This is a genomic window from Undibacterium sp. Ji50W (assembly GCF_049340445.1).
In the GTDB taxonomy this organism is placed as follows: Bacteria; Pseudomonadota; Gammaproteobacteria; order Burkholderiales; family Burkholderiaceae_D; genus Undibacterium.
Genome location: NZ_JBMPOX010000021.1, coordinates 14,606 through 38,978, shown reverse-complemented (window position 1 = coordinate 38,978; position 24,373 = coordinate 14,606). Strand labels below are relative to the sequence as shown.

The 24,373-nt window shown below is 52.4% G+C and carries 18 protein-coding genes; 12 read left to right on the top strand and 6 right to left on the bottom strand.

Annotation, left to right across the window (positions count from 1 at the left end):
* Nucleotides 1–102: 102 nt before the first annotated feature.
* The 4 genes from ACO0K9_RS22500 to rsmA all read left to right on the top strand — a co-directional run bounded on the left by ACO0K9_RS22500 (nt 103) and on the right by rsmA (nt 5,803).
* Nucleotides 103–2,373, top strand: a complete 2,271-nt coding sequence (locus ACO0K9_RS22500; protein ID WP_422988617.1) for an LPS-assembly protein LptD — start codon at nt 103–105, stop codon at nt 2,371–2,373.
* 171 nt (nt 2,374–2,544) lie between these two features.
* On the top strand, nt 2,545–3,924 hold the full coding sequence (locus ACO0K9_RS22495) for a peptidylprolyl isomerase (RefSeq protein ID WP_422988615.1): 1,380 nt from the start codon (nt 2,545–2,547) through the stop codon (nt 3,922–3,924).
* On the top strand, nt 3,924–4,958 hold the full coding sequence (pdxA, locus tag ACO0K9_RS22490; protein WP_422988613.1) for a 4-hydroxythreonine-4-phosphate dehydrogenase PdxA: 1,035 nt from the start codon (nt 3,924–3,926) through the stop codon (nt 4,956–4,958). The genes ACO0K9_RS22495 and pdxA overlap by 1 nt, the downstream gene beginning before the upstream one ends.
* A gap of 68 nt (nt 4,959–5,026) precedes the next feature.
* Entirely contained in the window at nt 5,027–5,803 is a 777-nt protein-coding gene (rsmA, locus tag ACO0K9_RS22485) for a 16S rRNA (adenine(1518)-N(6)/adenine(1519)-N(6))-dimethyltransferase RsmA (RefSeq protein ID WP_422988611.1), read from the top strand.
* 61 nt (nt 5,804–5,864) lie between these two features.
* Here the strand turns inward: rsmA and ACO0K9_RS22480 are convergent, their stop codons facing one another.
* Nucleotides 5,865–6,302, bottom strand: a complete 438-nt coding sequence (locus ACO0K9_RS22480) for a response regulator (protein ID WP_422988609.1) — start codon at nt 6,300–6,302, stop codon at nt 5,865–5,867.
* 243 nt (nt 6,303–6,545) lie between these two features.
* Between ACO0K9_RS22480 and pgi the strand changes: the two genes are divergently transcribed.
* Nucleotides 6,546–8,192, top strand: a complete 1,647-nt coding sequence (gene pgi / locus ACO0K9_RS22475; protein WP_422988607.1) for a glucose-6-phosphate isomerase — start codon at nt 6,546–6,548, stop codon at nt 8,190–8,192.
* 332 nt (nt 8,193–8,524) lie between these two features.
* Here pgi and ACO0K9_RS22470 read toward each other — a convergent pair whose 3' ends face one another.
* Together ACO0K9_RS22470 and ACO0K9_RS22465 are read right to left on the bottom strand one after the other, a co-directional pair.
* Complete coding sequence (locus ACO0K9_RS22470) at nt 8,525–8,944, bottom strand: VOC family protein (RefSeq protein ID WP_422988605.1); 420 nt, start codon at nt 8,942–8,944, stop codon at nt 8,525–8,527.
* Between the two features lie 130 nt (nt 8,945–9,074).
* Nucleotides 9,075–11,450, bottom strand: a complete 2,376-nt coding sequence (locus ACO0K9_RS22465) for an ATPase, T2SS/T4P/T4SS family (RefSeq protein WP_422988603.1) — start codon at nt 11,448–11,450, stop codon at nt 9,075–9,077.
* 584 nt (nt 11,451–12,034) lie between these two features.
* Here ACO0K9_RS22465 and ACO0K9_RS22460 point away from each other — a divergent pair.
* Genes ACO0K9_RS22460 through ACO0K9_RS22450 form a run of 3 tightly spaced genes read left to right on the top strand, consistent with a single transcriptional unit; the run spans nt 12,035 to nt 16,796 of the window.
* Entirely contained in the window at nt 12,035–12,799 is a 765-nt protein-coding gene (locus ACO0K9_RS22460) for a 3',5'-cyclic-nucleotide phosphodiesterase (protein WP_422988601.1), read from the top strand.
* 53 nt (nt 12,800–12,852) lie between these two features.
* Nucleotides 12,853–14,493 (top strand): GAF and HD-GYP domain-containing protein, encoded by a 1,641-nt coding sequence (locus ACO0K9_RS22455; protein ID WP_422988599.1) that lies wholly within the window; start codon nt 12,853–12,855, stop codon nt 14,491–14,493.
* Between the two features lie 38 nt (nt 14,494–14,531).
* Nucleotides 14,532–16,796 (top strand): CHASE2 domain-containing protein, encoded by a 2,265-nt coding sequence (locus ACO0K9_RS22450; protein WP_422988597.1) that lies wholly within the window; start codon nt 14,532–14,534, stop codon nt 16,794–16,796.
* 1 nt (nt 16,797) lies between these two features.
* Here ACO0K9_RS22450 and ACO0K9_RS22445 read toward each other — a convergent pair whose 3' ends face one another.
* Nucleotides 16,798–18,090: a benzoate/H(+) symporter BenE family transporter gene (locus ACO0K9_RS22445; RefSeq protein WP_422988595.1), complete on the bottom strand. Its 1,293-nt coding sequence runs from the start codon at nt 18,088–18,090 to the stop codon at nt 16,798–16,800.
* Between the two features lie 119 nt (nt 18,091–18,209).
* Here ACO0K9_RS22445 and ACO0K9_RS22440 point away from each other — a divergent pair, with 119 nt between their 5' ends.
* On the top strand, nt 18,210–19,676 hold the full coding sequence (locus ACO0K9_RS22440; protein WP_422988593.1) for a PLP-dependent aminotransferase family protein: 1,467 nt from the start codon (nt 18,210–18,212) through the stop codon (nt 19,674–19,676).
* 15 nt (nt 19,677–19,691) lie between these two features.
* On the opposite strand, the gene ACO0K9_RS22435 is transcribed toward ACO0K9_RS22440, so the two are convergent.
* Together ACO0K9_RS22435 and ACO0K9_RS22430 are read right to left on the bottom strand one after the other, a co-directional pair.
* Nucleotides 19,692–20,327: a metalloprotease gene (locus ACO0K9_RS22435; protein ID WP_422988591.1), complete on the bottom strand. Its 636-nt coding sequence runs from the start codon at nt 20,325–20,327 to the stop codon at nt 19,692–19,694.
* Between the two features lie 31 nt (nt 20,328–20,358).
* Nucleotides 20,359–21,288, bottom strand: coding sequence for a LysR substrate-binding domain-containing protein (locus ACO0K9_RS22430; RefSeq protein WP_422988589.1), 930 nt, complete (start codon nt 21,286–21,288; stop codon nt 20,359–20,361).
* A 155-nt stretch (nt 21,289–21,443) separates the two neighbouring features.
* Here ACO0K9_RS22430 and ACO0K9_RS22425 point away from each other — a divergent pair, with 155 nt between their 5' ends.
* The 3 genes from ACO0K9_RS22425 to ACO0K9_RS22415 all read left to right on the top strand — a co-directional run bounded on the left by ACO0K9_RS22425 (nt 21,444) and on the right by ACO0K9_RS22415 (nt 24,308).
* Nucleotides 21,444–22,283 (top strand): phytanoyl-CoA dioxygenase family protein, encoded by an 840-nt coding sequence (locus ACO0K9_RS22425; protein WP_422988587.1) that lies wholly within the window; start codon nt 21,444–21,446, stop codon nt 22,281–22,283.
* A gap of 10 nt (nt 22,284–22,293) precedes the next feature.
* Nucleotides 22,294–23,121, top strand: coding sequence for a sugar phosphate isomerase/epimerase family protein (locus ACO0K9_RS22420; protein WP_422988585.1), 828 nt, complete (start codon nt 22,294–22,296; stop codon nt 23,119–23,121).
* Between the two features lie 80 nt (nt 23,122–23,201).
* Complete coding sequence (locus ACO0K9_RS22415) at nt 23,202–24,308, top strand: hypothetical protein (protein WP_422988583.1); 1,107 nt, start codon at nt 23,202–23,204, stop codon at nt 24,306–24,308.
* The last annotated feature ends 65 nt before the right edge of the window (nt 24,309–24,373 follow it).

Below are 24,373 nucleotides of genomic sequence, written 5' to 3'. Positions count from 1 at the left end.
TTTTGCCAGCATTTCACCTATAATAGGCGACTGATTTCTGGCGGATTGTCTGTATGACATCGTCCAGCATACTTGGCAAAACGCTTACTGACCACTGAATTCATGCGCAGGAAACCCGTATTATCTCATTCACCGCTGTTGTTTCCTACTATCCCGGCGATTCTGGTGTCGGTTCTTGTGCCTGCCTATTTTTCCCAGGCGATGGCGCAGACTCAGGCTTCAGGCATGACTGCCGAGGTACAGGAGCAAAATCGGCAGGACGAAAAATCGCAGAAAGAGAAACTGCAACTTGCCAAAGCAAAACAGGACGATAAAAACGCGCCTGTGACAATACGCGCCGAATCCTTCAATGGCCGGCCGGAACGCTTTATCAAGTTTGAGCGCGATGTGGAAGTCATCAAAGGCGGCACGAAGTTAAATGCGGATGAGGCCACCTACAGCAACCTCGACGATGAAGTAGATGCCTCCGGCAACGTTCGCATGAATCGCTATGGTGACTGCTACAGCGGTGACAATATGCGCCTGCAACTTGATTCGGGTGCCGGTTTTGTCAGCAATCCTATTTACCGGCTGTTGCGCAATAATGCCCAGGGTAATGCCAAACGCATTGATTTTCAGGATGAAGAGCGTTCCCTGATTACCAGCGGCACTTACAGTACCTGCGAAGGCCCGAATCCGGACTGGTATTTGAAGTCAGACACGTTGAACCTGGATACTGGCCTTGACCGCGGTGTGGCAGGCAAATCGGTGGTGTATTTCCTCGGCATGCCTATCCTGGCAACGCCTTCGCTGACTTTCCCTTTGTCGGGCGCACGCCATTCCGGTTTGCTGCCACCTATCATGGGGGCGTCATCCAAGGGTGGGCCAGAACTGACGATGCCGTATTATTTCAATATTGCCCCCAACCGTGATTTGACGGTCTACCCCAAGATGATTGCCAGACGCGGCCTGCAACTGGGGCTGGAAGGGCGCTATCTGGGGGAAACCTATTCCGGTGAAACCAGTGTTGAAGGTTTGCTCAATGACCGCGTGACTGGCACCAACCGTTATGCGGTGGCTTCCGTGCATCAGCAAAAGTTGCTGCCGCAACTGGATTTTTCATGGAATATCAATACAGCGTCGGATGATAACTACCCTACCGATTTTTCCCGCACCATCACCAAGACCGCCCAGCGCCTGTTGCTGCGTGAAGCCAATCTGACGTATTACGGTTCATTCTGGAGCCTGGCACTCAGGACCTCGAATTATCAGGTCCTACAGGATCTGGCTGCGCCGATTGATCGCCCTTATGACCGTTTGCCACAGTTGCAACTGCATGCAGAGCAGCATGATGTGGCGGGTCTGGACTGGTCGATGGACACCATTGTGACGCGTTTCTGGCATCCGACCCTGGTGCGTGGCGACCGCACGGTGATCAATCCCAGCGTGTCTTTGCCCATGGTGCAGGCGGGTGCTTTCATTATCCCGAAAATTTCCTTCCATGCGACCAATTACCATCTGGTGAACCCGGCACCGGGGCAGGAATCTGATTTCCATCGTGCCGTACCGACTTTTTCTGTCGATAGCGGCCTGGTATTTGAACGCAAGACCCGGATGTTTGATACCGACCTGACGCAGACGCTGGAACCGCGCCTGTTCTATGTGAATACGCCTTACCGCGACCAGTCGAACATGCCGAATTTTGACAGTGCGGTTGCCGATTTCAATTTTGCCCAGATTTTCAGTGAAAACCGTTTCACCGGTCAGGACCGTATAGGGGATTCCAACCAGATCACGGCGGCCCTGATTTCGCGCTTTATCGAAGGCAATGGCGATGAAAGCCTGAAACTGGCGATAGGCCAGCGCTTTTATTTCAATACCCAGAAAGTCACGCTGGACAATACCGTCAGCCCAAGTCGTTCCGATCTGTTGCTGGCAGCCATAGGCAAGTTATCATCCACCCTGAGTGGCGAGATGGCCTTGCAACTGAGCCAGACTGACCGCCAGTCGGTGCGCTCCAACTACGGTATCAGCTGGCAGCCATCACCTAAAAAAGTGTTGAACCTGGCGTATCGTTATCAGCGCAACTCGCTGGAACAGGTGGATCTGTCGGCGCAATGGCCGATGGCAGACCGCTGGTATATGGTAGGCCGCAGCAATTATTCGATCATGGATAAACGTATGGTGGATGGTTTGCTGGGCTTTGAATACAAGGCAGATTGCTGGTCTTTGCGTTTCCTTGCGCAACGTTTTGCCACGAATATTGTCAATAACACGTCGGGCTTCTCGATTCAGCTGGAATTGAATGGCCTGGCCCGTCTGGGCTTTGGTGGCAATCCAATTGATGCCTTGAGGAAAAATATTTCGGGTTATCAGCCGATCAATGAACGGTAGATATTTTTTGCTGTAATAACAATTGTAGTAGCCGTCACCGGCGATTGAATGGCCTGCGCTGTTTATGAAACGGGTGCTAACGTGTATATTGCAACTTTTGCCCGGTGTCGATGCTCAGACACGTGACCAGGCGTAACAGGATTTTGGATCGATATGCGACATTTATTGCAAATGAAACAATGTAAATTTCTCTCAGTATTCGCGGTTTCTGCCGGCTTGCTTGTCAGCCCGGTGGCCTGGTCGCAAGTTAAAATCAATCCAGTCGTCCCGCCTGCTCCTGTCGTCAAGCCCAAGCCAGCACAGACGAACGGCAAGTCGCAAGTCATCAATACCATTGTGGTCGTGGTGAATGATGAAGTGATTACCCGCCAGGAATTGAATGAGCGCCTGCTGGCCGTAGAAGCAAACCTGAAAAAGCAGGGCACACCCTTGCCCGACCGTGCTGATCTGCAAAAACAATTACTTGAACGCATGATTGTTAATCGTGCGCAAATGCAGCTGGCAAAAGAAAATGGCATGCGTGTTGACGATGTTATGTTGGACCGCACCATGTTGCGTCTGGCGGAACAAAACAAGATGTCCATGACCGAGTTCCGCAACCAGATCGAACGCGAAGGCACTTCCTACGCCAAGTTCCGTGAAGAAATGCGCGACGATATTCTGATGCAGCGTATTCGTGACCGTGAAGTTGACAGCAAGATCCAGGTATCTGAAACAGAGATCGACAACTACCTGGCTGCAGAAGCCAGTTCCAAGGCCGGCAAGCAGGAATTGAATCTGGCACACATCCTGGTCAGCATTCCGGAAAACGCCTCGTCTGAACAAATTGCCCTGCGTCGCAAACGCGCTGAAGAAGTGCTGGAAAAACTGCGTGGCGGTGCCGACTTTGCCAAGCTTGCGGTGACTTATTCTGACAGTTCCGAAGCACTCAAGGGTGGCGATATCGGCTGGCGTGAGCAAGACCGGTTGCCACAATTGTTTGTTGATGCCATCAGCAAAGTGAAAGTTGGCGAAGTATCTGATATCGTGCGCAGCCCGAATGGTTTTCATATTGTCAAAGTCAATGGCAAGCGTGCCATGAATGACAGCAAGGCTGCCGCCGTTGAGCAACAAACCCATGCCCGCCATATCCTGCTGAAAGTCAGCCAGATCGTGACTGAGGCGGAAGCACGTCAGAAACTGATGGAATTCAAAAGAAAGATAGAAGCCAAAGAGGCGACTTTTGAAGATCTGGCCAAAGCCAATTCCGTCGACGGTTCTGCTTCCAAAGGCGGGGATCTGGGTTGGGTTTTCCCAGGTGTTACCGTACCTGAATTTGAGCAGGTCATGGATAAGCTGGCTATCAATCAGATCAGTGAACCAGTAACGACACAGTTTGGTGTTCACCTGATTCAGGTGCTGGAGCGCAAGACTGATGAGTTGTCGAAAGACCGCCAGCGTATTGCTGCCCGTCAGACTGTGCGTGAACGCAAGGCTGATGAAGCTTTGCAGGACTGGTTACGCGAAATTCGTGATCGCGCATACGTGGAATATCGTCTGGAAGACAAATAATGCCACAGCCCAGTTTGCCGGTGATCGCGGTGACCGTAGGGGAACCAGCCGGCATCGGGCCTGAAATATCCATCGCCGCAGCCTGGCAGTTGCGGCAAGAAGTAAGACCGGTCTTGATAGGCGACGCCGCCTATCTGGCCATGCTGGCAGCGGAGATCAATCCTGATATCAACCTCATGGGGGTGTCTTTGCAGGCTTTGCGCAATCAGGGCCTGCCGGCCTGTGGCACAGACAGGCTGACAGTGATTGACTGCCCTCTGAATGCCCATGTGATTGCCGGCCATCTGGATGCGCGCAATGGCCGTTCTGTCTTACAAACCCTGGATGTGGCAATTGAAAGTGTGCAGCAGCACTGGTGCGATGCCATCGTCACCGCACCGCTGCAAAAAAGTACCATCAATGATGCCGGTGTTCCTTTTAGCGGACATACCGAATATTTCGCCGAAAAAACCAATACCAGTCGCGTAGTCATGATGCTGGCGAGTGAGGCCAATGCCCAGTTGCCGCAACCCTTGCGGGTCGCCCTGGCAACCACCCATCTGCCCTTGCGACAGGTGGCAGACGCTATCCAGTTTGATGATTTGCTGCGTACGCTGGAAATTATCCATGCTGATCTGCGCGACAAATTTGGTATTGCGGCACCACGCATACTGGTGGCGGGGCTGAACCCGCACGCGGGTGAGAATGGCTATCTGGGGCGGGAAGAAATCGACGTCATCACACCTGTCATCAGGCAGGCGCAGCAAGCTGGCATGCAAGTCAGTGGCCCGTATCCTGCCGATACCCTGTTCCAGCAAAAATACCTGGAACAGGCCGACTGCGTGCTGGCCATGTATCACGACCAGGGTTTGCCGGTATTGAAGCATGCCAGCTTTGGACTGGGCGTGAATATCACCCTGGGCTTACCCCTGATACGCACCTCGGTCGATCATGGTACGGCGCTGGATTTGGCGGCACAGGGCGTCGGGCATGCAGATATCAATAGTATGATGGTGGCCATACGTGTTGCGGCCAGCATGGTAAAAACGCATTAGCAGAATTGGCATGATCCTGCCTCGTCGATTTGGCAGGGACAAGCAGGTTCCAGCCTCAAAGAAATAATATGAAACATATCCCACGTAAACGTTTTGGTCAGAATTTTTTGACTGACGATCTGGTATTGAGCCAGATCATTCGCGCCATCCATCCACAGCCCGGCCAGAGCATGGTCGAAATCGGCCCCGGCCTGGCGGCCATGACACGCCTGTTGCTGGCGGACCTGGATCACCTGCATGTGGTGGAACTGGATCGTGACCTGGTGGCGCGCCTGAAGAAGAATTTCCCCGCAGAAAAACTGGCAGTGCATGAGGGCGACGCCCTGGCATTTGATTTTTCCAGCATCACCGTGCCAGCCGGACAGAAGCTGCGCGTGGTCGGCAATTTACCGTATAACATCTCCAGCCCGCTCTTGTTCCATCTGGCCGAATTTGCCCATCTGGTACAAGACCAGCATTTCATGCTGCAAAAGGAGGTGGTGGAGCGCATGGTGGCAGAACCGGGTAGCAAGACCTATGGCCGCCTGTCTGTCATGTTGCAGGTGCGCTACCACATGGAGTTGATGTTTATCGTACCGCCGGAAGCGTTTGATCCACCACCTCGGGTGGAATCTGCCATCGTGCGCATGATACCCAAGCCGGGTGCCTTTCCCTGCGATATCAAAAAACTGGAAGAAGTCGTCACCAAGGCGTTTTCCCAAAGACGCAAGGTGGTACGCAATTGCGTCGCCGGCTTGCTGACGGAAGCGGACCTGGTCGCCTGCGGGGTTGATCCTCAGGGCCGTCCAGAGACCTTGTCGCTGGAAGCATATGTTGCCATGGCGAATTTGCTCAGCGCGCGCTGATAGCGTAATCTGGCATGGCGCTTGACTGAGCTCTTTGTATTATGCCAATTCCTGACGCGTCTTAAAACCCCGGTTGTTTCCAGTTCTTGCGGCGGTCAATCAAGTACTTTAGCGGTCTGTATGACTTCGTCAACAGGTTGTTCATATTCTCCAACACCGTTGCCGGGTTGAAAGGCTTGACGATGAAACCGCTGGCGCCGCTCTTGATGGCTTTGATGACGGTTTCTTTTTTGTTGCTGCCTGTAACCATCAGTACCACGGTTTCCGGTGATATTCTCTTGATGTGGTCGAGGATAACCAACCCGTCAATGTCGGGCATCATGACATCCAGGCACACCACTTCGGGAATGGTTTTTTCTATCCACTCAATGGCAGTGAGGCCATTGTTGGCTTCACCAACGACATTGAATTGTTCGCTCTCGAGGATATGACGCAGCATCGAGCGACTGATGTCATTGTCATCCACAATCAAGATACCGATATCCTGTTTACTCAGCATGACCATCCTTTTCTGTCAGGCTAATCTTGTTGACATTCTTGCCCTATGTCATTTTCGCTACAGAACTGCCGCGATGTAACATAGGTTAACACAGCCTAATGTTTATTTTAACAATAATTAGCCTCGCCGCATGCATAATTGTCTTGAATCGTGCGACGCTGTCACAGCCCAGGCTTCCTCCAGACCATGTTAATCTAGTTGAAGCAAGTAGTTGAGGCTCACCCTTACAGGCCCAGGAAGAATATGAACATTACCCACACGCCCGAATGGCAGGCATTGCTGGCGCATCAACAGCGCCTGGAGCATAAGCATCTGCGCGAGCTATTTGCTGCCGATGCCGGCAGGTTTGCCCATTTCTCGGCAGAGCTGGATGGCTTGCTGGTGGATTATTCCAAGCAACGCATAGACCAGCCCGCACTCGATAGCCTGATGGCGCTGGCACGCCTGTCGAATGTAGAAAGCTGGCGTGACCGTATGTTTGCCGGTGAAAAAATCAATATCAGCGAAGACCGGGCCGTGTTGCATACGGCCTTGCGCCATTCCGATTTCACACCTTTCCCGAATGCTGAACATGATGTCATGCCGCAAGTCAGGGCCGTGCGCAAGCAGATGCGCGATATCGTCGAGCGCGTACGCAGCGGCCTGTGGCGCGGTTTCAAGGGCGATGCCATACAGAATATCGTGAACATAGGCATAGGCGGCTCTGACCTCGGGCCCAAGCTGGCCACCCGTGCGCTATCTGCCATGCAACATCCGGGGCTGATTTTTTACTATGTGTCGAATCTGGACAGCGCCCATCTTGCCCCCTTGCTGGAAAAACTGGACCCGCGCACGACCCTGTTTATCGTCGCCTCCAAGACCTTCACTACGCAGGAAACCAGCATCAATGCCCAGACCGCCCGCACCTGGCTGATGGCGGCAGCGATGGAAGAATGGGCGGTGGCCAAGCATTTCATTGCGGTGACATCCAGTCCCGACAAGGCGCATGAATTCGGCATCCCTGACAGCAATATCCTGCAAATCTGGGATTGGGTGGGGGGACGTTATTCCCTGTGGTCTGCGGTTGGCCTGTCGGTGGCGCTGGCCATCGGCATGAGTGGTTTCGAGCGCATGCTCGCAGGTGCCGAAACCATGGACAAGCACTTTCGCCAGGCGCCACTGGAAAACAATCTGCCGGTGCTGCTGGCCCTGATTTCGATCTGGAACACCAATTTCCTCGGGGCAGAGACCACCGCTATCCTGCCGTATAACGAATCGATTCGCCATTTGCCTGCCTTTTTGCAGCAACTGGAAATGGAATCCAATGGCAAGACTGTCAGCCGTGATGGCGAAGCCCTGACCTGCCGTGCCAACCCCATCGTCTGGGGTGAGATTGGCGTTAATGGCCAGCATGCCTTCTTCCAGTTACTGCACCAGGGTGGCTGGTTGATCCCTTGCGATTTTGTGGTGGCAGCTTCCAGTGATTACCCTTTGCCGGGTCACCAGGCCCCCTTGCTGGCAAACTGCCTGGCGCAGAGCGCTGCGCTGGCATTTGGCAAGACCGAAAGCCAGGCACGGGAAGAGTTGTCGCAGGCCGGCCTCAGTGACGCACATATCGCCAAGCTCTTGCCGCACAAGGTGTTTGCCGGCAACCAGCCATCCACCACCATCCTGATGCCCAGCCTCGATCCTTTTCAGTTAGGCATGTTGCTGGCCTTGTACGAACATAAAGTATTTGTGCAGGGCGTTATCTGGGGAATCAATTCTTTCGACCAGTGGGGTGTGGAACTGGGCAAACAATTGGCCAATAAGCTGTTACCGGCGATCTTGGGGAACCAGGAATACGATTCCAATCTTGATACATCTACCAGCGGCCTGATTGCCTATTTCCGCCGGCATGGGCACGTGTAGGGCAAAGTGTGGATGCCCGTTCATGGATAGCACAGGCAGAATGCAAGATTAAGTTAAAACTCCTCGAAAGCCAGTTTGTAATGTTGACGCACGGCATCTCGATTGATATAAAGAAACATCATTAATCAATTCGGAGGTGGGCTTATGTGGACCGGTATTTTGAGTGTCATCTCTGCGGTTATCGTCGTCAGCATGGTAGTCCTGATTCGCGCCATGAATAAGGAAGCACGTCGTCCTGACTATAAAAACTGAATCTTTGATTGATGAAGAATTAAAAAACGCAGACCAGGGTCTGCGTTTTTCGTTTGAGCGCCAGCAGCCAGTGTTACTAGTTACCAGTTACCCGTGTTCGGCATTGATGCCCATGGTTCAGCCGGGGCCAAAGGCTCGCCCGCCTGCAACAGTTCTATAGAAATATTGTCTGGTGAGCGGACAAAGGCCATGTGGCCGTCGCGCGGTGGGCGGTTGATCACAACGCCATGCTCCGTCAGGCGCTGACAAGCCTGGTAGATGTCATCCACGCGGTAAGCCAGATGGCCGAAGTTGCGGCCACCGGTATACACTTCCGGGTCCCAGTTATAGGTCAGTTCCACCTGTGCATCATGGTCGTCAGGCGCTGCCAGGTACACCAAGGTAAAGCGGCCTTTTGGATATTCTTTTTGATGCACCAGTTCCAGCCCCAGCGCATCGCGGTAAAACCGCATCGAGGCGTCGAGGTCGGTAACGCGGACCATGGTGTGCAGGTATTTCATGTGTGCTTTCTGGAAATAAATTCTCGTAATAAGTGTTGAAAATAAATGTTGAAAATAAGTTTAAAAATGAGTTCTGAAAATAAGGACGGCTGCGGTCTCAGATCAGAAATTGTAGCCTATCCTCAAAAAATTATTTGATGCACACTATCCTGACCTGCTTCATGTCAGTCAGGCCGGACAAGACTTTTTCTATGCCATCCATTTTCAGCGTCAGCATGCCATCTGCCAGCGCTGCTGTCAGCAATTCTGAAACACGTGCGTGATCCTGTATCAGCTTTTTGACGATGTCATTCGCCACCATCAGTTCATGCAGGCCCAGCCGGCCTTTATAGCCGTTGGAGCAATGCTCGCAACCTACAGCCTTGTACAGAGTGAATTTACCCTGCTTGTCGGCATACAGTGACTGCCAGGTGGTAAACACTTTTTTCTTGGCTTCCAGCGCATTCTTGGTAAATGCCTCGGTGTTGAGCAACTCTACGCAGTATTCATCGAGCAGGTCCTTCATTTCTTCCTTGCCCGGGTTGTACGCCACTTTGCATTTGCCGCACAGCCGCTTGGTCAGCCTTTGCGCCAGGATGCCCAGCAGGGCATCGGCAAAATTGAAGGGGTCCATGCCCATGTCCAGCAGGCGCACGATGGATTCCGGCGCGCTGTTGGTATGCAGGGTCGCCAGCACCATATGGCCAGTCAGCGACGCTTCAAGGCCGATGGCGACGGTTTCCTTGTCACGCATTTCGCCGACCATGATGATGTCCGGATCTGCCCGCAAGAAGGCCCGCATGACGGTGGCGAAATCCATGCCGGCCTTGCGGTTGACCTGCACCTGGCGTAAACCTTTCTGGGTAATTTCTACCGGGTCTTCTGCCGTCCAGATTTTGGTTTCAGGCGTATTCAGGTGGCTCAATACAGAATGCAGGGTAGTTGTTTTACCCGAGCCGGTGGGGCCGCAGACAAAGAACAGGCCATAGGGTTTGCTGACCACCTGTTTCAGGCGTTCGAGGTTGTACGGCAAGATGCCCAGTTTATCCAGTGGGATAGGTTCACCGGCTGCCAGGATACGCATGACCACGTCTTCCATGCCGCCTGAAGACGGAATGGTGGCTACCCGCAATTCGATATCGTAAGGGCCGTATTTCTTGAACTTGATCTTGCCATCCTGTGGCTTGCGGCGTTCGGAAATATCAAGATCACACATGATCTTGATACGTGCCAGCAGTGAATTGCGGTAACTGGCAGGTATCTCAATATATGGCGACAGCGAACCATCCTTGCGGAAGCGAATCAGGGTTTTTTCTTTGCCGGGACGAGGTTCGATATGGATGTCGGACGCTCCCTGCTGATAGGCATCGATGATGATCTTGTTGATCAGCTTGACCAGTTCGTTTTCAACTGCAGCCGAAATTTCCACGGCGGATTGGCCACCGCCGTGTTCGTCGTCTTCATCTTCCATGCCCGACAACAGATCATCAACCGAACCGGTATCGGCCACGCCACCAAAGAATTGGTCTATGGTCTGGCGGAATTCTTTTTTGGTGGTGACCTTGTAATTGATCTTCGAGGTGGCAAAGACATGATTCACCACGTGGGTGGTGTTGATATGCTCGGGATCAATTGCCAGGACGGTCAGGCCATTCTGGTCTTCCGTGATGGGTAACCAGGAATTTTGTTCTACGTACTGGCGCTTGAGCCGCTTGACCAGGTCGACCGGTACCAGGCGTTCAGGCTTGAAAGGCTCGTAAGGCACATTGAAATATTTCGCCAGTGCCTGGCCAAGGCTGGCAATAGGGATATCAAACTCGTCGGTCAGCACGTCTTCCAGATCCAGCAAATTCCTGCGGGCTGAACTGACGGCCAGTTCCAGTTCTGGTGCCGCAATGATTGCCTCGGATACCAGGAAATCAAATTTGGTACGCGGGGTGTTGGTCGGCAGGGCCTTGCTTTTTTGCGAAAACGCAACAGCCAGGGTTTCGCACAGGGCTTGTACACCTTCCGCCGCAATATCGGTAAACGCATCGCCAAAGCGGTGATTGATGAATTGCACAACGCCCAGCAATTCCTTGCTTTGCCCATCGACTATGGGCGCCACCAGCATTTGCTTGGTGCGGTAGCCAGTGCGCTGGTCAACCGCACGCTGGAATTTCAGCGTCGGCGAATGCGAGCGCAACTCGTTTTCATCATACACATCGCGCAGGCTGATCATGCTGCGGGTAAGGGCAACATGGCCGGCAATACTTTGTTCAGAAATCGACAGGCGCAGGTCCTTGAAGGAATTCAGGCCAGTCTTGATCTTGGAAATCAGCGTGGTTTTGTCTTGTGCCACCACATAAATGGTCAGGCGATCACAGTCAAAGAGGTCGCAGATATCCTGGGACACGTCCAGCATGATCTGGTCAAGCGCATCCGCACCATGAATTTTATTGGTCAGCGCCTGGAGTTTTTTAAAGAACAGCAGGCGATGATCGACGCCTTCTTTGGGTGCATGTGCGATGTTGCCGGTAACCGCCATTCTTTTTCCTTGATTTGACTAATTCGTCAGCTAAATTATGAAGCAGAGAGCGGTTGTCTGACCAACAATCCAGCCACTGTTGCTTGCAAGTGCTAAACCTGAGTGCCAGTTTGTACAAAAATGTATCATGGAAGTGCATGTATGACCAGAATGCAAAGGATTTCCCCAGCGCTGAAGGCATAATTTTGCTGGTTGAGGTGGTTTTTTCCAGAATACAGGCCTATTCCTTGCCTCTTATTGTTCTGGCATGATGGGAAATGCTGCAAGTCCGTGGTTTGACCGCCACTAAATTTCGTTGTCCCCAAAGAAAGTGTTAAGCTAGGTTAGCGCAGTTTGCGCAGTTTGTTTAAAAGACAGGTCAACACGCCGTTGTGCACTGTTACAGTCCATTCGTCTTTTCTTGGGGCTGTCTGTTGTAAATAGAGTGGTCAGGATTTACGCAAAATCGTCACAGCAAGGCTATCGTTACGTCGGCAGACAATATGGTGTCTGAAACCCCGACTACACCGCAACTAGGGCGGTTTTGTGTAAGTCCTGGTGGTTTTAATTCACTGCCAAAACAATGGCTCACTATTTCTGTGTTTATGAAATTAAAAATTCTTGGCTGCGCGGGCGGTATCGGCGGAAAAGAGCCACATACAACCAGTATGCTGGTGGATGACGATCTGCTGGTGGATGCCGGCACCGGCTTGGCTAACTTGAGCATAGAGCAACTGGTTGCCATTGACCATGTGTTCATCAGCCACTGCCATCTTGATCACGTTGCCGGGCTGGCGCTGTTGATGGATGCGGTGTTTGGCAAAAGAAGCGCACCAGTCATCATTCACGCCAGTCCAGAGGTGGTGCAGGCATTGAAAGCCCATATCTTTAATTGGGTGATTTGGCCTGATTTTGCCAGTTTACCCAATGCAGAACAGCCATCCATGCGATTTGAAGAAATGCCGGCCGGCAGCACGCTGACCCTGGGCGACCGCATCATCAGCTCGCATCCGGTCAACCATACCCCGGGTTCGGTAGGGTATTGGATCAGAAACAGTGATGCCGGCTTCCTGTTCACTGGTGACATGGCGACCAGCCCCGATTTATGGGACGTAATGAAAAATGAAACAGCCTTGCGCCAGGTGATCGTGGATTGTTCTTTCCCGGATGCTGAAGCAGAACTGGCGCATATATCCAGACATTTTTGCCCGAGTGCATTGTTGCAGGATATTCAGGGCATGCCTGAAGCCGTGGATTTTTTGATTTACCACCTCAAGCCAGGACAGGAAACAAAGATCATGTCCGAACTGGAAGCGACACGTCCAGGCAAATTTACCGCATTGAGAGCGGGTGACAGTTTTCTATTTTGATGCGACAGGTCAGCCGATAGTCGGCTACAGTTTTTGATTTGGAGAAAGTGAACATGACTGCATTGAGCAGTAGTGAGATTGCACAACGTCTGGAAAAACTCACCGAGTTGAGTCTGGAATTGAGCAATAATCACGACACACCTTTATTGCTTGAAAATATATTGCGTTCAGCGAAAAGCATGACCTATGCTGACGGCGGTACCCTGTATCGCACCAGCAAGGACAAGAAGAGCCTGTGCTTCAATATCTCATTGAATGACACGCTTAACATGTATCAGGGCGGTGTCAAAGGGCAAGCGGTGGATATTCCAAATATCCCTCTGGTCGATGACAACGGTGTCAAAAACCTGAGTGCCGTGGCAGCCTATGCGGCCAACTATAAACTGTCAGTGAATATCCAGGACGTGTACACCGTTGGCGTGTTCAATTTCTCAGGCACCCGCAATTTTGACCAGCAATTCAATTACCACACCAAATCCCTGCTGACCGTACCCATGCATGATCACGAGGGAGAATTGATCGGTGTGCTGCAACTGATCAATGCGACTGATCCCGAAACCGGTGAACCATGCCTGTTTACCGAAACCGACCAGCGTTTTATTGAAGCCCTGGCATCCCAGGCAGCGATTGCCCTGACCAACCAGCAACTTATTTCGCAACTGGAAAATCTGTTCGTATCCCTGGTGCACCTGATCAATATCGGCATTGATGAAAAATCGCCGCATACAGGCAGGCATTGCCAACATGTACCTGAACTGACCATGATGCTGGCCAGTGCCGTGCATGAAACCAGGTCTGGTCCACTGACCCATTTTGTCATGACAGACAAGGACCGCAAGGAATTATGGATGGCCGGCATCCTGCACGATTGCGGCAAAATTTCCACCCCGGTACATGTGGTTGAAAAATCGACCAAGCTGGAAACCATTTTTGACCGCATCCACTTGCTGGATACCCGTTTTGAAATATTGAAACGTGATGCCGAAATACGGATGTTGAAAAGCAAGTGCTCGCTGTATCAGGCCGATGTCAAGAATGAAGTCCTGGCGACAGAACTGGACCACGATTTACAGGCTGAACTGACCAGGATAGAAGAGGCGCGGCAATTTTTAAAAAAGTTGAATCTTGGTTCGGAAAGAACCAGCCAGGAAGACCTGGAAAGAATTGCTGAAATCGCCAACTGGCAATGGACCAGCCTTGATGGCACCAGCAGCACCTTCCTCAGTGCCGATGAAATGGAGAATCTGTCCGTCCGTGCCGGCACCCTGAATGCCGCAGAACGGGCCATCATCAATAACCATATCGTCACCACCATCAAGATGCTGGAAGCTTTGCCCTGGCCGAAGCATTTGCAGAATGTACCTGAATACGCAGGGGGACATCATGAACGCATGGACGGCAAAGGGTATCCGCGCGGCTTGCATGGCGAACAGATGTCGGTACAGGCCAAGATCATGGCAATTGCCGATATCTTTGAAGCCCTGACCGCTAAAGACAGACCCTACAAGGACGGCAAGACCCTGACCGAATCCTTGCGCATCCTGGGTAACTTTGCCCTGAACGGCCATATTGACCCGGACCTGTTTGACATCTTCGTCCGGAAAAAAGTCTACCTGACGTATGCCGAAAAATTCATGGACCGGACGCAGATCGACAATGTGGATGAGAGCGGAATACCTGGTTACAAACCGTGAGACTTGATGAGACAAATGGTTTTTGATGCGGAGGCGGCTTGCTAAAAAATATCAGAAAACAGGTTCCCTGGATCATCGGTCTGGTGGTGACGGTGCTGGTTGCCTTGCAGGCCAATGCCATTTTCCCGGTAAGACTGGTCAACCTGATCGATTTTTTTGCCTATGACGTCAGGATGCGGCTGGAAGTCCCGCAGCGCAATAAAGATATCATCATCGTCAACATCGACGAAAAAAGCCTGACCGAGGTTGGCCAATGGCCATGGAAGCGCTCAGTGGTGGCCGATCTCATCAAAAGACTGACGGATGATTACCATGTGCGGGCTGTGGGTGTTGATGTCGTTTTTCCCGAGCCTGATGGTAGTTCCGGTTTCCAGATACTGGAGGGATTGGCAAAGAAAGAATTAAAAGACAGCAAGGGTTTCGTCGAACAGGTGGCAGGCCTGAAGCATCAACTGGATTTTGATGACCGCCTGACGAAAGCATTTGAAAGCCGGCCAGTGGTGCTCGGCTATTTTTTTTCCAACGATAAAAAAGCTGTCAGCAAGGGGGCTTTGCCTAAACCTGCCTTGTTGCAGGCAGAGTTGGGGGGGCGTGATGTCGAGTCGGCAGAATATTTCAGTTTTATCGCCAATATGCAGCAGCTACAGGATGCTGCCATAGCCGGTGGTTTTTTAACCCCTACGCCAGATTCTGATGGCGTCATACGCAGCATACCCTTGCTGGCGAAATACAAGTCAAATTATTATGAGGCATTATCGCTGGCAACTGCCAGAGTTGCGCTGAATGCGACCAGGCTGAAACCAAAATTTTCCAAAGACGCTGCAAATTTACAGGAAGATACCAGCAAGGACGATGAAATCGAGGCCATCGTACTGAACTCGTCACCGCGCAAGACCATTCCCCTGGAACCGCTGCTAAGAAGCCTAATTCAGTACAAAGGCAAGGGTGGTCCTGATGGCGGGCGTTTTACTTATATATCTGCCGTCGACGTCTTAAAAAAACAGTTGCCTGAACCAGTGCTGGCAGACAAAATCATCCTGATTGGTACCACCGCAGTAGGGCTGAAGGATTTGCGTACTGCCCCCGTGGGTATCGATTACCCCGGCGTTGAGATGCATGCCAACGTCATCGCTTCAATCCTCGACAATGATTTCAAGATCAGACCCAGTGATAGCCGCAGCATCGAATTGATACAGGTTATTTTGCTGGGTATTGTCCTGACCTTTGCGCTGATCCGTCTTAAACCTGTGGCGGCAATTTTATTTACCTTATCGAGTTTACTGACAGCTGTCGCTTTTAATTACTGGATGTATGCAAGCTTTGACAAGGTGCTGCCGCTGGCGACGCCGCTGCTATTGATTTTTTTACTTTTCCTTTTTGTCTTCGGCTGGAATTATGTGGTTGAATCGCGCCGCTTGCGTGGCGTGGTCAGGCGTTTTGGCGAATATGTGGCACCTGAGCTGGTGGCCGTCATGGCTGATGAACCTGACAGCTATACCATGGAAGGTGAAAGCCGTGAACTGACCGTCATGTTTTCGGACGTACGGGGTTTTACCACCATCTCTGAAACGCTGAGTGCGGTTGATTTGCGCGAATATATCAATATCTACCTGACCGCCATGTCGGAAGAGATTCGGGGTAACCGGGGTACGCTGGATAAGTACATAGGTGATGCCGTAATGGCATTTTGGGGTGCGCCAGTCCGGCTCGCAGATCATGCCAGACGATCGGTAGAAAGCGCCTTGAAAATGCAGGTGACAGCACACCGCCTGAGCCAGGAATTTGTCCAGCGTGGCTGGCCTGCTCTGAAAATAGGCATAGGCCTGAATACCGGCGAAGTGCGGGTGGGCGACATGGGCTCTAAAATCCGCCTGGCTTATACCGTGATGGGTGACGCCGTCAACTTGTCCTCCAGACTCGAAGGTGTGACCAAGCTGTACGGCGTGGGTATTATCGTTGGTGAAGCGACAAAAAAGGCTGCGCCGGAATTTGCCTACAGAGAGTTGGACAGGGTCAGGGTGAAAGGCAAGACACAACCCATTTCCATTTTTGAACCTGTCACGGAATTGGCAAACCTTGATGCAGACACGACAGCAATACTGGACCTGTGGCATCGCGCGCTCAACATTTTCCGTGCCCAACAATGGGATGAAGCTGAGGCACTATTTTTTGACTATCTGAAAATGCGTTCTGCTGATGTTTCAGCCCAGGTTTTCCTGGAGCGGATTGCGTATTATCGTGAAAATCCACCCCCTGCTGACTGGGATGGCGTTGCCACCTTTGTCAGCAAGTTCAGTGAGTAATTTATTTACCGGCATGTGATGTGGTCTTGACACGCAACAGGTAATAACTCAACACCCCCAGAGCTATCCCCCAGCAGGCAGACCCCAGGCCCAGCAGGCTGATATTCGAGGCAGTGACGATAAAGGTGATCAGTGCTGCCTCGCGTTCCGAGGTTTCCTGCATGGCATTCACCAGGCCATTTTGTATCGCCCCCAGCAGGGCCAGGCCAGCCACCGTGGTCACCAGCGCATGCGGCAGATGCAGGAACAGCGTGGTCAGCGAGCCGGCAAAACTGCCTATCAGCAGATAAAACACACCGCAGGACAGGCCGGCGACCCAGCGTTTTTCTGGTTGATGATGGGCTTCCGGCCCGGTGCAGATGGCGGCAGTAATTGCTGCCAGGTTGACACCGTGCGCACCGAATGGTGCCAGCAACAGGCTGGCCAGACCGGTAGCGCTGACCAGTTTGCTATTGGGTGCATGTTCGTAGCCAGCGGCACGCAGGACCGCAACACCGGGTACCTGCTGGCCAGTCAGGCACAGCAGGGCCAGTGGCAAACCCAGGCTGATGAGCGCGCTGACAGAAAATTCTGGCGTAGTCCAGACCGGCAAGGTCAGACCTGCCTGCCAGGTAATGACGGCTGCATTGGCTGCCGTATTGGCTGCAGGATTGGCGGCATCACCCCAGCCCAGCAAGCTCCACAGCAGTACGCCGGTCAGCAGGGTCAGCACGATGGCATAACGGGCAGAACGTTTCTTGTACAGTAAATAGGCAATGAACATCAGACCCACCAGATAAGGCGCGCCGTGGGCTTCACTGCGGGCGCTGGCAAATACATCGACCCCAAAGCGCATCAGGATGCCGGCCAGCATGGCGGCACACAGGCTTTTCGGGATATGCACCATCAGCTTTTCAAATATGCCGGTCGCGCCGATGATGAAGATGATGGCCGCCGCAAACAGATAGGCCGCAATCGCCTGGCTATAAGCTACTGTTGCCAGTGCCGTCACCAGTAGCGCCGCACCTGGCGTGTTCCAGGCACAGATGACCGGGATTTTATAACGCCAGCTCATCCACGCACCAGACAGGCCAGACCCGATGGAAACCGCCCAGATCCATGAACTGGTTTGGCCCGCAGTCAGATGGGCTGCCTGTGCTGCCTGCAACATCAGCAGCATGGGGCCAGCATAGGAGATCAATACGGCAATCAGGCCAGCCAGCACTGCTGGAAACAGATCGGCAGCAATCTGAGCAATACCTGGCTTTACCCTGACTGCAGGGCGGATAACGGGGGCGGTATGTGAGGTAGTCATATGCCTGAAACTTATCTGTATTGATGAAGTGAGTTACAGTCTAATGCAGCAGTTAAGGGCATTTGCTTACAGTGGCAGACTGATTTATGCTGTACAGATTCACTATAAAGGTATCTGTTATGCAGCACAGTTATACGCAACTTGCGCTGGCTTTAGGCAGCGATATCCGGGCTGGCCGCTATCAGGTGGGTGAACGTTTGCCTTCAGTACGTGAATTCGCCAACTTGAAGCAGCTTAGCGTTTCCACCGTCATACGCTGTTATCGCTATCTCGAAACCCAGGGGCTGGTAGAGGCGCGCAACAAGTCTGGCATGTATGTGGCCGACTGGAAAATCCGTGCCGGGGACCAGGCCAGGGCAGTCACGTCAAAGGCAAAGCAGGCACCGCCAGCGGTTGAATATGACAAACTGGTGTCGCTGCAGCACCGCATGACAGAACTGTATTCGCTGACGGCACAACCCCTGCAACTGGGCTTGCATCTGGCGAGTGCCGCGCCTGAATGGTATCCCTGCGACGCCTTATCGAAAATCGCCCAGCGCCTGCTCAGGCAAGACCCCATGCTCATCGGCGTATACCCCGGCGGCACCGGCTTGCCCGCATTGAAAACGGCATTGATACAATGGCTGAAAATTGCTGGCGTTGACCTGGAAGTGCCAGACCTGTTGATCACCAATGGCAGTACCGAAGCCCTGAGCGTGGCCCTGCGGGCAGTGGCGCAGGCGGGCGATGCCGTGATTGTTGAATCGCCGGTCTATTTTGGCTTGCTGCAAATGCTGGAAAACCTTGGCATCAAGGCGATAGAAATACCCTGTGTTCCTGGCCAGGGTATCAGCCTGGAAGCCCTGGAATATGCACTGGAACACCAGACCGGCGTGCGCGCTGTGGTGGCCATGCCCAGCTTCCAGAACCCGCTCGGTTGCAGCATGTCCGAAAAAAACAAGAAGCGCCTGCTGCGACTGATAGAACAGCATGACCTGGCTTTGATAGAAGATGATGTATTTGGTGACCTGTCGCATTTGCCGCATAGGCCGCAAGCCATCAAAGCCTGGGACAAGCAGGGCAGGGTCATCTATTGCGGTTCATGCAGCAAGAGCCTGGCACCGGCTTTCCGCGTTGGCTGGATCGCTGGTGGGCGTTACCAGTCCCGTATCAATTCGCTGAAACTCAGCACCTCCCTCATCACGCCGCTGTTTGAACAGGCGGTACTGGCAGAATTCATGCAGTCAGGTGCCTTGCCCTCACATTTGCGCAAATTGCGTGAACGACTGGCAGCGACCATACCGCTGGCAACAGCTGCGATACAGCGCTATTTTCCTGTTGGGACGCAGGTCATCAGTCCCGCAGGCGGATGGTGGCTGTGGCTGGAATTACCGGACCATGTTGACACCCTTGCGCTGTTGCGCCAGGCAGTCGGTGTCGGTATTGCGTTTACCCCGGGCAGCCTGTTTTCTGGCTCGGGTAAGTATGCGAATTTCATGCGTTTGAATATAGGTCGCCCGTGGGGGCGCGAGATGGAGTACGGGATGAAAACCTTGGGCAGACTGATCTCAGAAATGGGTTCGATGCACGCGGAAATAAATGAATAATTATTTCACAAGCAATTATTTCTTGAACCGGTCAAATAAATCTTTGGCTATCTTATCCGCATCTTCTGCGTTAATTTTGCTTTTTTTCCGGGATATGAATGGATTGCGGAATTTAAGTAAGGTGTTGAATTTATACGAGCGAATTTTTCTATAGGTGAAGGGGATGATACGCCATGCAATATAACCGTCCAAAGGTTTAACCGGGATTAAATTGGTGATCATCAGCATAAAGTTAATCCCGATGACTACATTAAATACTGGCGCTAATTGAAAAACCAGTATGGGTAAAAAGCGCGACAACAAATAGTTGAAAACTACTGCAACCACAAACAGACATAGTTGAGCGATAACACCTGCCCAGGCGATCAGGATGTAATCTCTTTCATAATAGGGAGTTTCGAGTTCGCATTCACCATGGATCACGAATAGCTTGATCGCATATACTTTGGCTCCAGTATATTTTGCCGCGATTGCATGCCCCAATTCATGAACAAGCAAAATGGTGGCAAAAGAAAAAAATGTGGGAATAATCCAGAACAGGTTTTTACTGGAATTCTGGATTAAATACCAGGGCAGCCAAAGTAGTACGCTCCAATGAAAATAAATCGGAACGTCTTTCCATTGGCTAAATTTCCAAAATCCTGAGTTCATGTATTGGTGAATTTTAATAAGTAGTCATATTTTACAAGAGCTTTGCAAGCATCAAGGCTTTATCCCATTCCGGTACCGGCTGGTATTCTTCCACCAAAAAATCGATCAGGGCCCTGACTTTCGGTGCCACTTTGTGGGTGGCTGGATACAGGGCGGTAAAGTCGTTCAGTGGCAATGCCCAATCTGCCAACACGGGGACCATGCGACCTTCCAGCAGATCACGCCATGCCAGGAAGGTGGTGTCATAGACGATGCCCAGGCCACGCAGTGCAGCCTGGTGCAATACTTTGCCATTATTGGATGAAAAGCCTGGCGTGATGTCGATAGCCAGATGCTGGCCTGCCCGTTCAAAATGCCAGGTATTGCCCTGGGTAAGGTGGCTGAAATGCAGGCAACGGTGTTGCAGCAATTGTTCTGGATGCGCTGGCATGCCATGGTGTGCCAGATAAGCCGGGCTGGCGCACAGAATGCCGCGGCAAGGTGCCAGCCGGCGCATATGCAGGCCACGGCTGTCCGGTATGCCACCGACCCGGATGCTCAGGTCAAAGCCATGTTTGAACGGGTCCAGCAAATTGTCATCTACATGCAAGGTGGGCTGCAGCCTGGGGTGCAGCAAGGCAAAGCGGGCCAGGGTATCGGCCAGCCATTCGCTGCCAAAACTGCTGGGTGCCTGTATGCGTAGGCCACCCGCCAGTTCATGACCGGCCTGGCTGATCACCAGACGTGCCTGGCGCGCCTGTTCAACGCTGGCGCTGCATGGCTCCAGATAGGCCTGGCCCAGTTCGGTCAGGCTGACTTCACGGGTAGAGCGGTGCAGCAGGCGCGCGCCCAGTTCTGCTTCCAGCTGCATGATGTGTTTGCTGACCATGGCGCGGCTGATGCCCAGATGGCGTCCAGCCGCACTGAAGCTGCGCTGGCGCGCCACCTCGACAAAGATTTCCATTGCTTTTAATTGGTCCATACAGTGATTGTCTATATATTGGAGACAATCTGTCAACCATTGTTGGTGTTGTAAGAGACAAGCGATATTCGCTACACTTGATACATGTCAAGGTGCTGCGTCAATACCGGTCAGTCTGCAGCACCCAGTCCAGCCATACACCCACAGGAGTTGCCATGCTGAATGCCGAACAGATCAAGCAGTTTCATCAGGACGGTTATATCGTCGTGCCAGATTTTAAGAACAAGGCCGACATCGCTGCCCTGCGTGAACGCGCCGCCAAAATTGTGGATGATTTTGATCCTGCGTCGAGCAGATCCATCTTCACGACCAAAGAACAGGAAAAGAAGATTGATCATTATTTCCTGAATTCGGCCAACAACATCAGTTGCTTCTTTGAAGAAGAAGCCTTTGATGAACAAGGCAAGCTGCGCCAGGCCAAAGCCCTGTCCATTAACAAGATAGGCCATGCCATGCATGATCTTGATCCGGTATTCAGCGCTTTTTCTCGCGGCCCCGCATTAGCCAAAGTGGCACAGCAACTGGGTTTGCAGCAGCCACAGATATGGCAATCCATGTACATCTTCAAGCAACCCGGCATAGGCGGGGAAGTGCGCTGGCATCAGGATGCGACTTACTTTGAAACCGATCCGGTCAGCGTCACTACTTTCTGGTTTGCGCTGGAAGATGCCACGCTGGAAAACGGCTGCATGTGGGCTGAACCAGGCGGGCATCGCAGCCCCATGCGTGAACGTTTTGTGCGTGAAGGTGATCAGGTACGTGTAGAAAAACTTGATGCCATGCCCTGGCCTGACGACAGTACGGCCATTCCGCTGGAAGTGAAAGCCGGTAGCCTGGTCTGCTTCCACGGTCTGTTACCGCATTACAGTGCACCCAATCGCTCGCCGATTTCGCGCCATGCGTATACCTTGCACGTGACTGATGGCAGTACCCATTATTCACCACACAACTGGATACAGCGTGACGCCAGTTTCCCTGTGCGTGGCTTTGTCTGAAAGGCCGGTAATGAGCATATTGATTTTTGCGCCGCACTGGGGCAGCGCCCACCTGAACCGTGACAGCTTTATCACGCGTGTGCAAGAAGCCGGTTTTGATGGCGTGGAAATGTCGCTGCCACTGGATACCAATGAACGAGATGCGTGGACGCAGGCCATCGCTGATGCCGGCTTGCACTTGATCGCCCAGCAGTGGGAAACCGTATTCCACAGTGACTTCGTTGCCCACAGACAGGCGCTGGCAGACTTGCTGCGCAATGCCTGTGCAGCCAAGCCCTTGTTTGTGAATACCCATACCGGCAAAGACTTTTACAGTCACGCGCAAAATTCAGAACTGCTGGATCTGGTTGATGAGATCGCAGCCGAAACTGGCATCGCCATCGTGCATGAAATTCATCGCAGCCGTTTCAGTGGCCACCCCATGCTCTTGCTGCCTTACCTGGAACAGCGTCCGCAACTTGCATTGAATGCCGATCTGTCTCACTGGTGCTGCGCCTGCGAATCGCTGCTGGAAGATCAAGCCCATATACTACAAAAGGTATACCCGCATGTACAGCATATCCATGCGCGTGTCGGCCACAGCCAGGGGCCACAGGTGAATGATTTCCGTGCGCCTGAACATGCGGCAGCGCTGCAACAGCATTTGTCGTGGTGGGATGCCATCATCAACCAGCAGCGTGCATCCGGCAAAAAGCAGATTACGCTGACGCCAGAATTCGGGCCTTCGCCCTACACCCAGACCCTGCCGTATACCAATCAGGTGGTTTCCGACGCCTGGGAACAGAATGTGGCAATGATGCAGTTACTGCGTGCACGCTACAAGAGGGAAAAATTGTAGCGCAAGGTTTTTCATGACATCATGCACATTGATTGCAATATCGACTACTGCCACGCAGATGGAAAGGCCTTATGCAGGATATGCGTACAAGTTACGTGTTTACACGGATAAAACGCCAGCTGCTCATGATAGAAAAGCTGGCGTATTTGGCGTTGGCCATCAGTGTGGTGGGCACCTTTTTCTGGTTCATGCATTTGAACATGCTGAGCGCGCTGAGTCTGGAAAAGTTGAAGGGTTTGTTTTCGCTTCGCCATGCAGACCGGTGGGTGAGCCTGGTTTTTGGTATGGCGTTTGTGCTGATGCAATTGGTGATGCAATGGTCTTACCGCTCCGCCAGACTAATCGTTAATGCTGATGGCTTACGTCTGGAACAAACTTCCACCTCTTTGCTGGCCCATCTGACTTTCTATGAAAGAGAAATGCGCTGGGCTAATCTGAAGAATGTATCTTTCATTCCACGGTTTGGCGTGTTGCAACTGCGCTCGCATACGCAGTGGTTGCCATGGGGCATACGCATTAAAGACTGGCAGTTGCAAAATGCCGACGCTGTGCCGGCAGCAGATAACGATGCCGAACATGTGCTGATACGCTTGTTCCGCGAACACGGTGTGTTCGACAGCTTCCCCACGGACAGTAAACTGGATGCGGCAATGTTTGATTTGACGAAGCATCCTGCCACCAAGACCGTCCTGATAGGCATGGCGCTGTTGCTTGCCTATAGTTTTGTGGACTTTATGCTGCAAAATGAATCCTGGGTTTTCTTCAACCCGACCTATGGCATGCCGCATGTGCTGGCAGGCGTCTTTGCCAGCCTGTTGCTGGCTTTTGGTTTGTACCAGGCTGGACGTGACCCCATTGTGCCTGTGCGTATCATTTTGGGCATGGCCGTCCTGGGTGGGGCAATGTTTGCCGCCACCAGCTATGTCGGTGGCATACGCATTAACCAGGCGCTGGGTGGCCCCATGCTGGAAGCCCACTATCACAGGAACATACCTTGCAATGCCCTGGTGCCTGAAGACAAAAGCCTGCCCGTCATTGAATACACCAATCTCGCCAGAGCCTACTGGTGTAGCAAGACTGTTGATGACGTAGTGATCGTCAAGGTGCGTAAAGGTTTGTTTGGCTTGTACCAGGTTGATCTCAGGGAACAGCGCAACGCCATTCGCGACTACCGCCAAAATCATTAGAACCTGTCTACGATCTTAAGCGCGTGAGTGATCGGAGCTCATGCGCTGCTCTTCGCCCCGCTGAT

What these genes read in the sequence shown, in the direction of transcription:
- ACO0K9_RS22445 (WP_422988595.1), bottom strand. Translation starts at nt 18,090, where the DNA reads ATGACTACCTCACATACCGCCCCCGTTATCCGCCCTGCAGTCAGGGTA.
- ACO0K9_RS22430 (WP_422988589.1), bottom strand. Translation starts at nt 21,288, where the DNA reads ATGGACCAATTAAAAGCAATGGAAATCTTTGTCGAGGTGGCGCGCCAG.
- ACO0K9_RS22500 (WP_422988617.1), top strand. Translation starts at nt 103, where the DNA reads ATGCGCAGGAAACCCGTATTATCTCATTCACCGCTGTTGTTTCCTACT.
- ACO0K9_RS22435 (WP_422988591.1), bottom strand. Translation starts at nt 20,327, where the DNA reads ATGAACTCAGGATTTTGGAAATTTAGCCAATGGAAAGACGTTCCGATT.
- ACO0K9_RS22420 (WP_422988585.1), top strand. Translation starts at nt 22,294, where the DNA reads ATGAGCATATTGATTTTTGCGCCGCACTGGGGCAGCGCCCACCTGAAC.
- ACO0K9_RS22455 (WP_422988599.1), top strand. Translation starts at nt 12,853, where the DNA reads ATGACTGCATTGAGCAGTAGTGAGATTGCACAACGTCTGGAAAAACTC.
- ACO0K9_RS22495 (WP_422988615.1), top strand. Translation starts at nt 2,545, where the DNA reads ATGAAACAATGTAAATTTCTCTCAGTATTCGCGGTTTCTGCCGGCTTG.
- ACO0K9_RS22415 (WP_422988583.1), top strand. Translation starts at nt 23,202, where the DNA reads ATGCGTACAAGTTACGTGTTTACACGGATAAAACGCCAGCTGCTCATG.
- pgi (WP_422988607.1), top strand. Translation starts at nt 6,546, where the DNA reads ATGAACATTACCCACACGCCCGAATGGCAGGCATTGCTGGCGCATCAA.
- ACO0K9_RS22460 (WP_422988601.1), top strand. Translation starts at nt 12,035, where the DNA reads ATGAAATTAAAAATTCTTGGCTGCGCGGGCGGTATCGGCGGAAAAGAG.
- ACO0K9_RS22440 (WP_422988593.1), top strand. Translation starts at nt 18,210, where the DNA reads ATGCAGCACAGTTATACGCAACTTGCGCTGGCTTTAGGCAGCGATATC.
- ACO0K9_RS22470 (WP_422988605.1), bottom strand. Translation starts at nt 8,944, where the DNA reads ATGAAATACCTGCACACCATGGTCCGCGTTACCGACCTCGACGCCTCG.
- rsmA (WP_422988611.1), top strand. Translation starts at nt 5,027, where the DNA reads ATGAAACATATCCCACGTAAACGTTTTGGTCAGAATTTTTTGACTGAC.
- ACO0K9_RS22480 (WP_422988609.1), bottom strand. Translation starts at nt 6,302, where the DNA reads ATGCTGAGTAAACAGGATATCGGTATCTTGATTGTGGATGACAATGAC.
- ACO0K9_RS22425 (WP_422988587.1), top strand. Translation starts at nt 21,444, where the DNA reads ATGCTGAATGCCGAACAGATCAAGCAGTTTCATCAGGACGGTTATATC.
- pdxA (WP_422988613.1), top strand. Translation starts at nt 3,924, where the DNA reads ATGCCACAGCCCAGTTTGCCGGTGATCGCGGTGACCGTAGGGGAACCA.
- ACO0K9_RS22465 (WP_422988603.1), bottom strand. Translation starts at nt 11,450, where the DNA reads ATGGCGGTTACCGGCAACATCGCACATGCACCCAAAGAAGGCGTCGAT.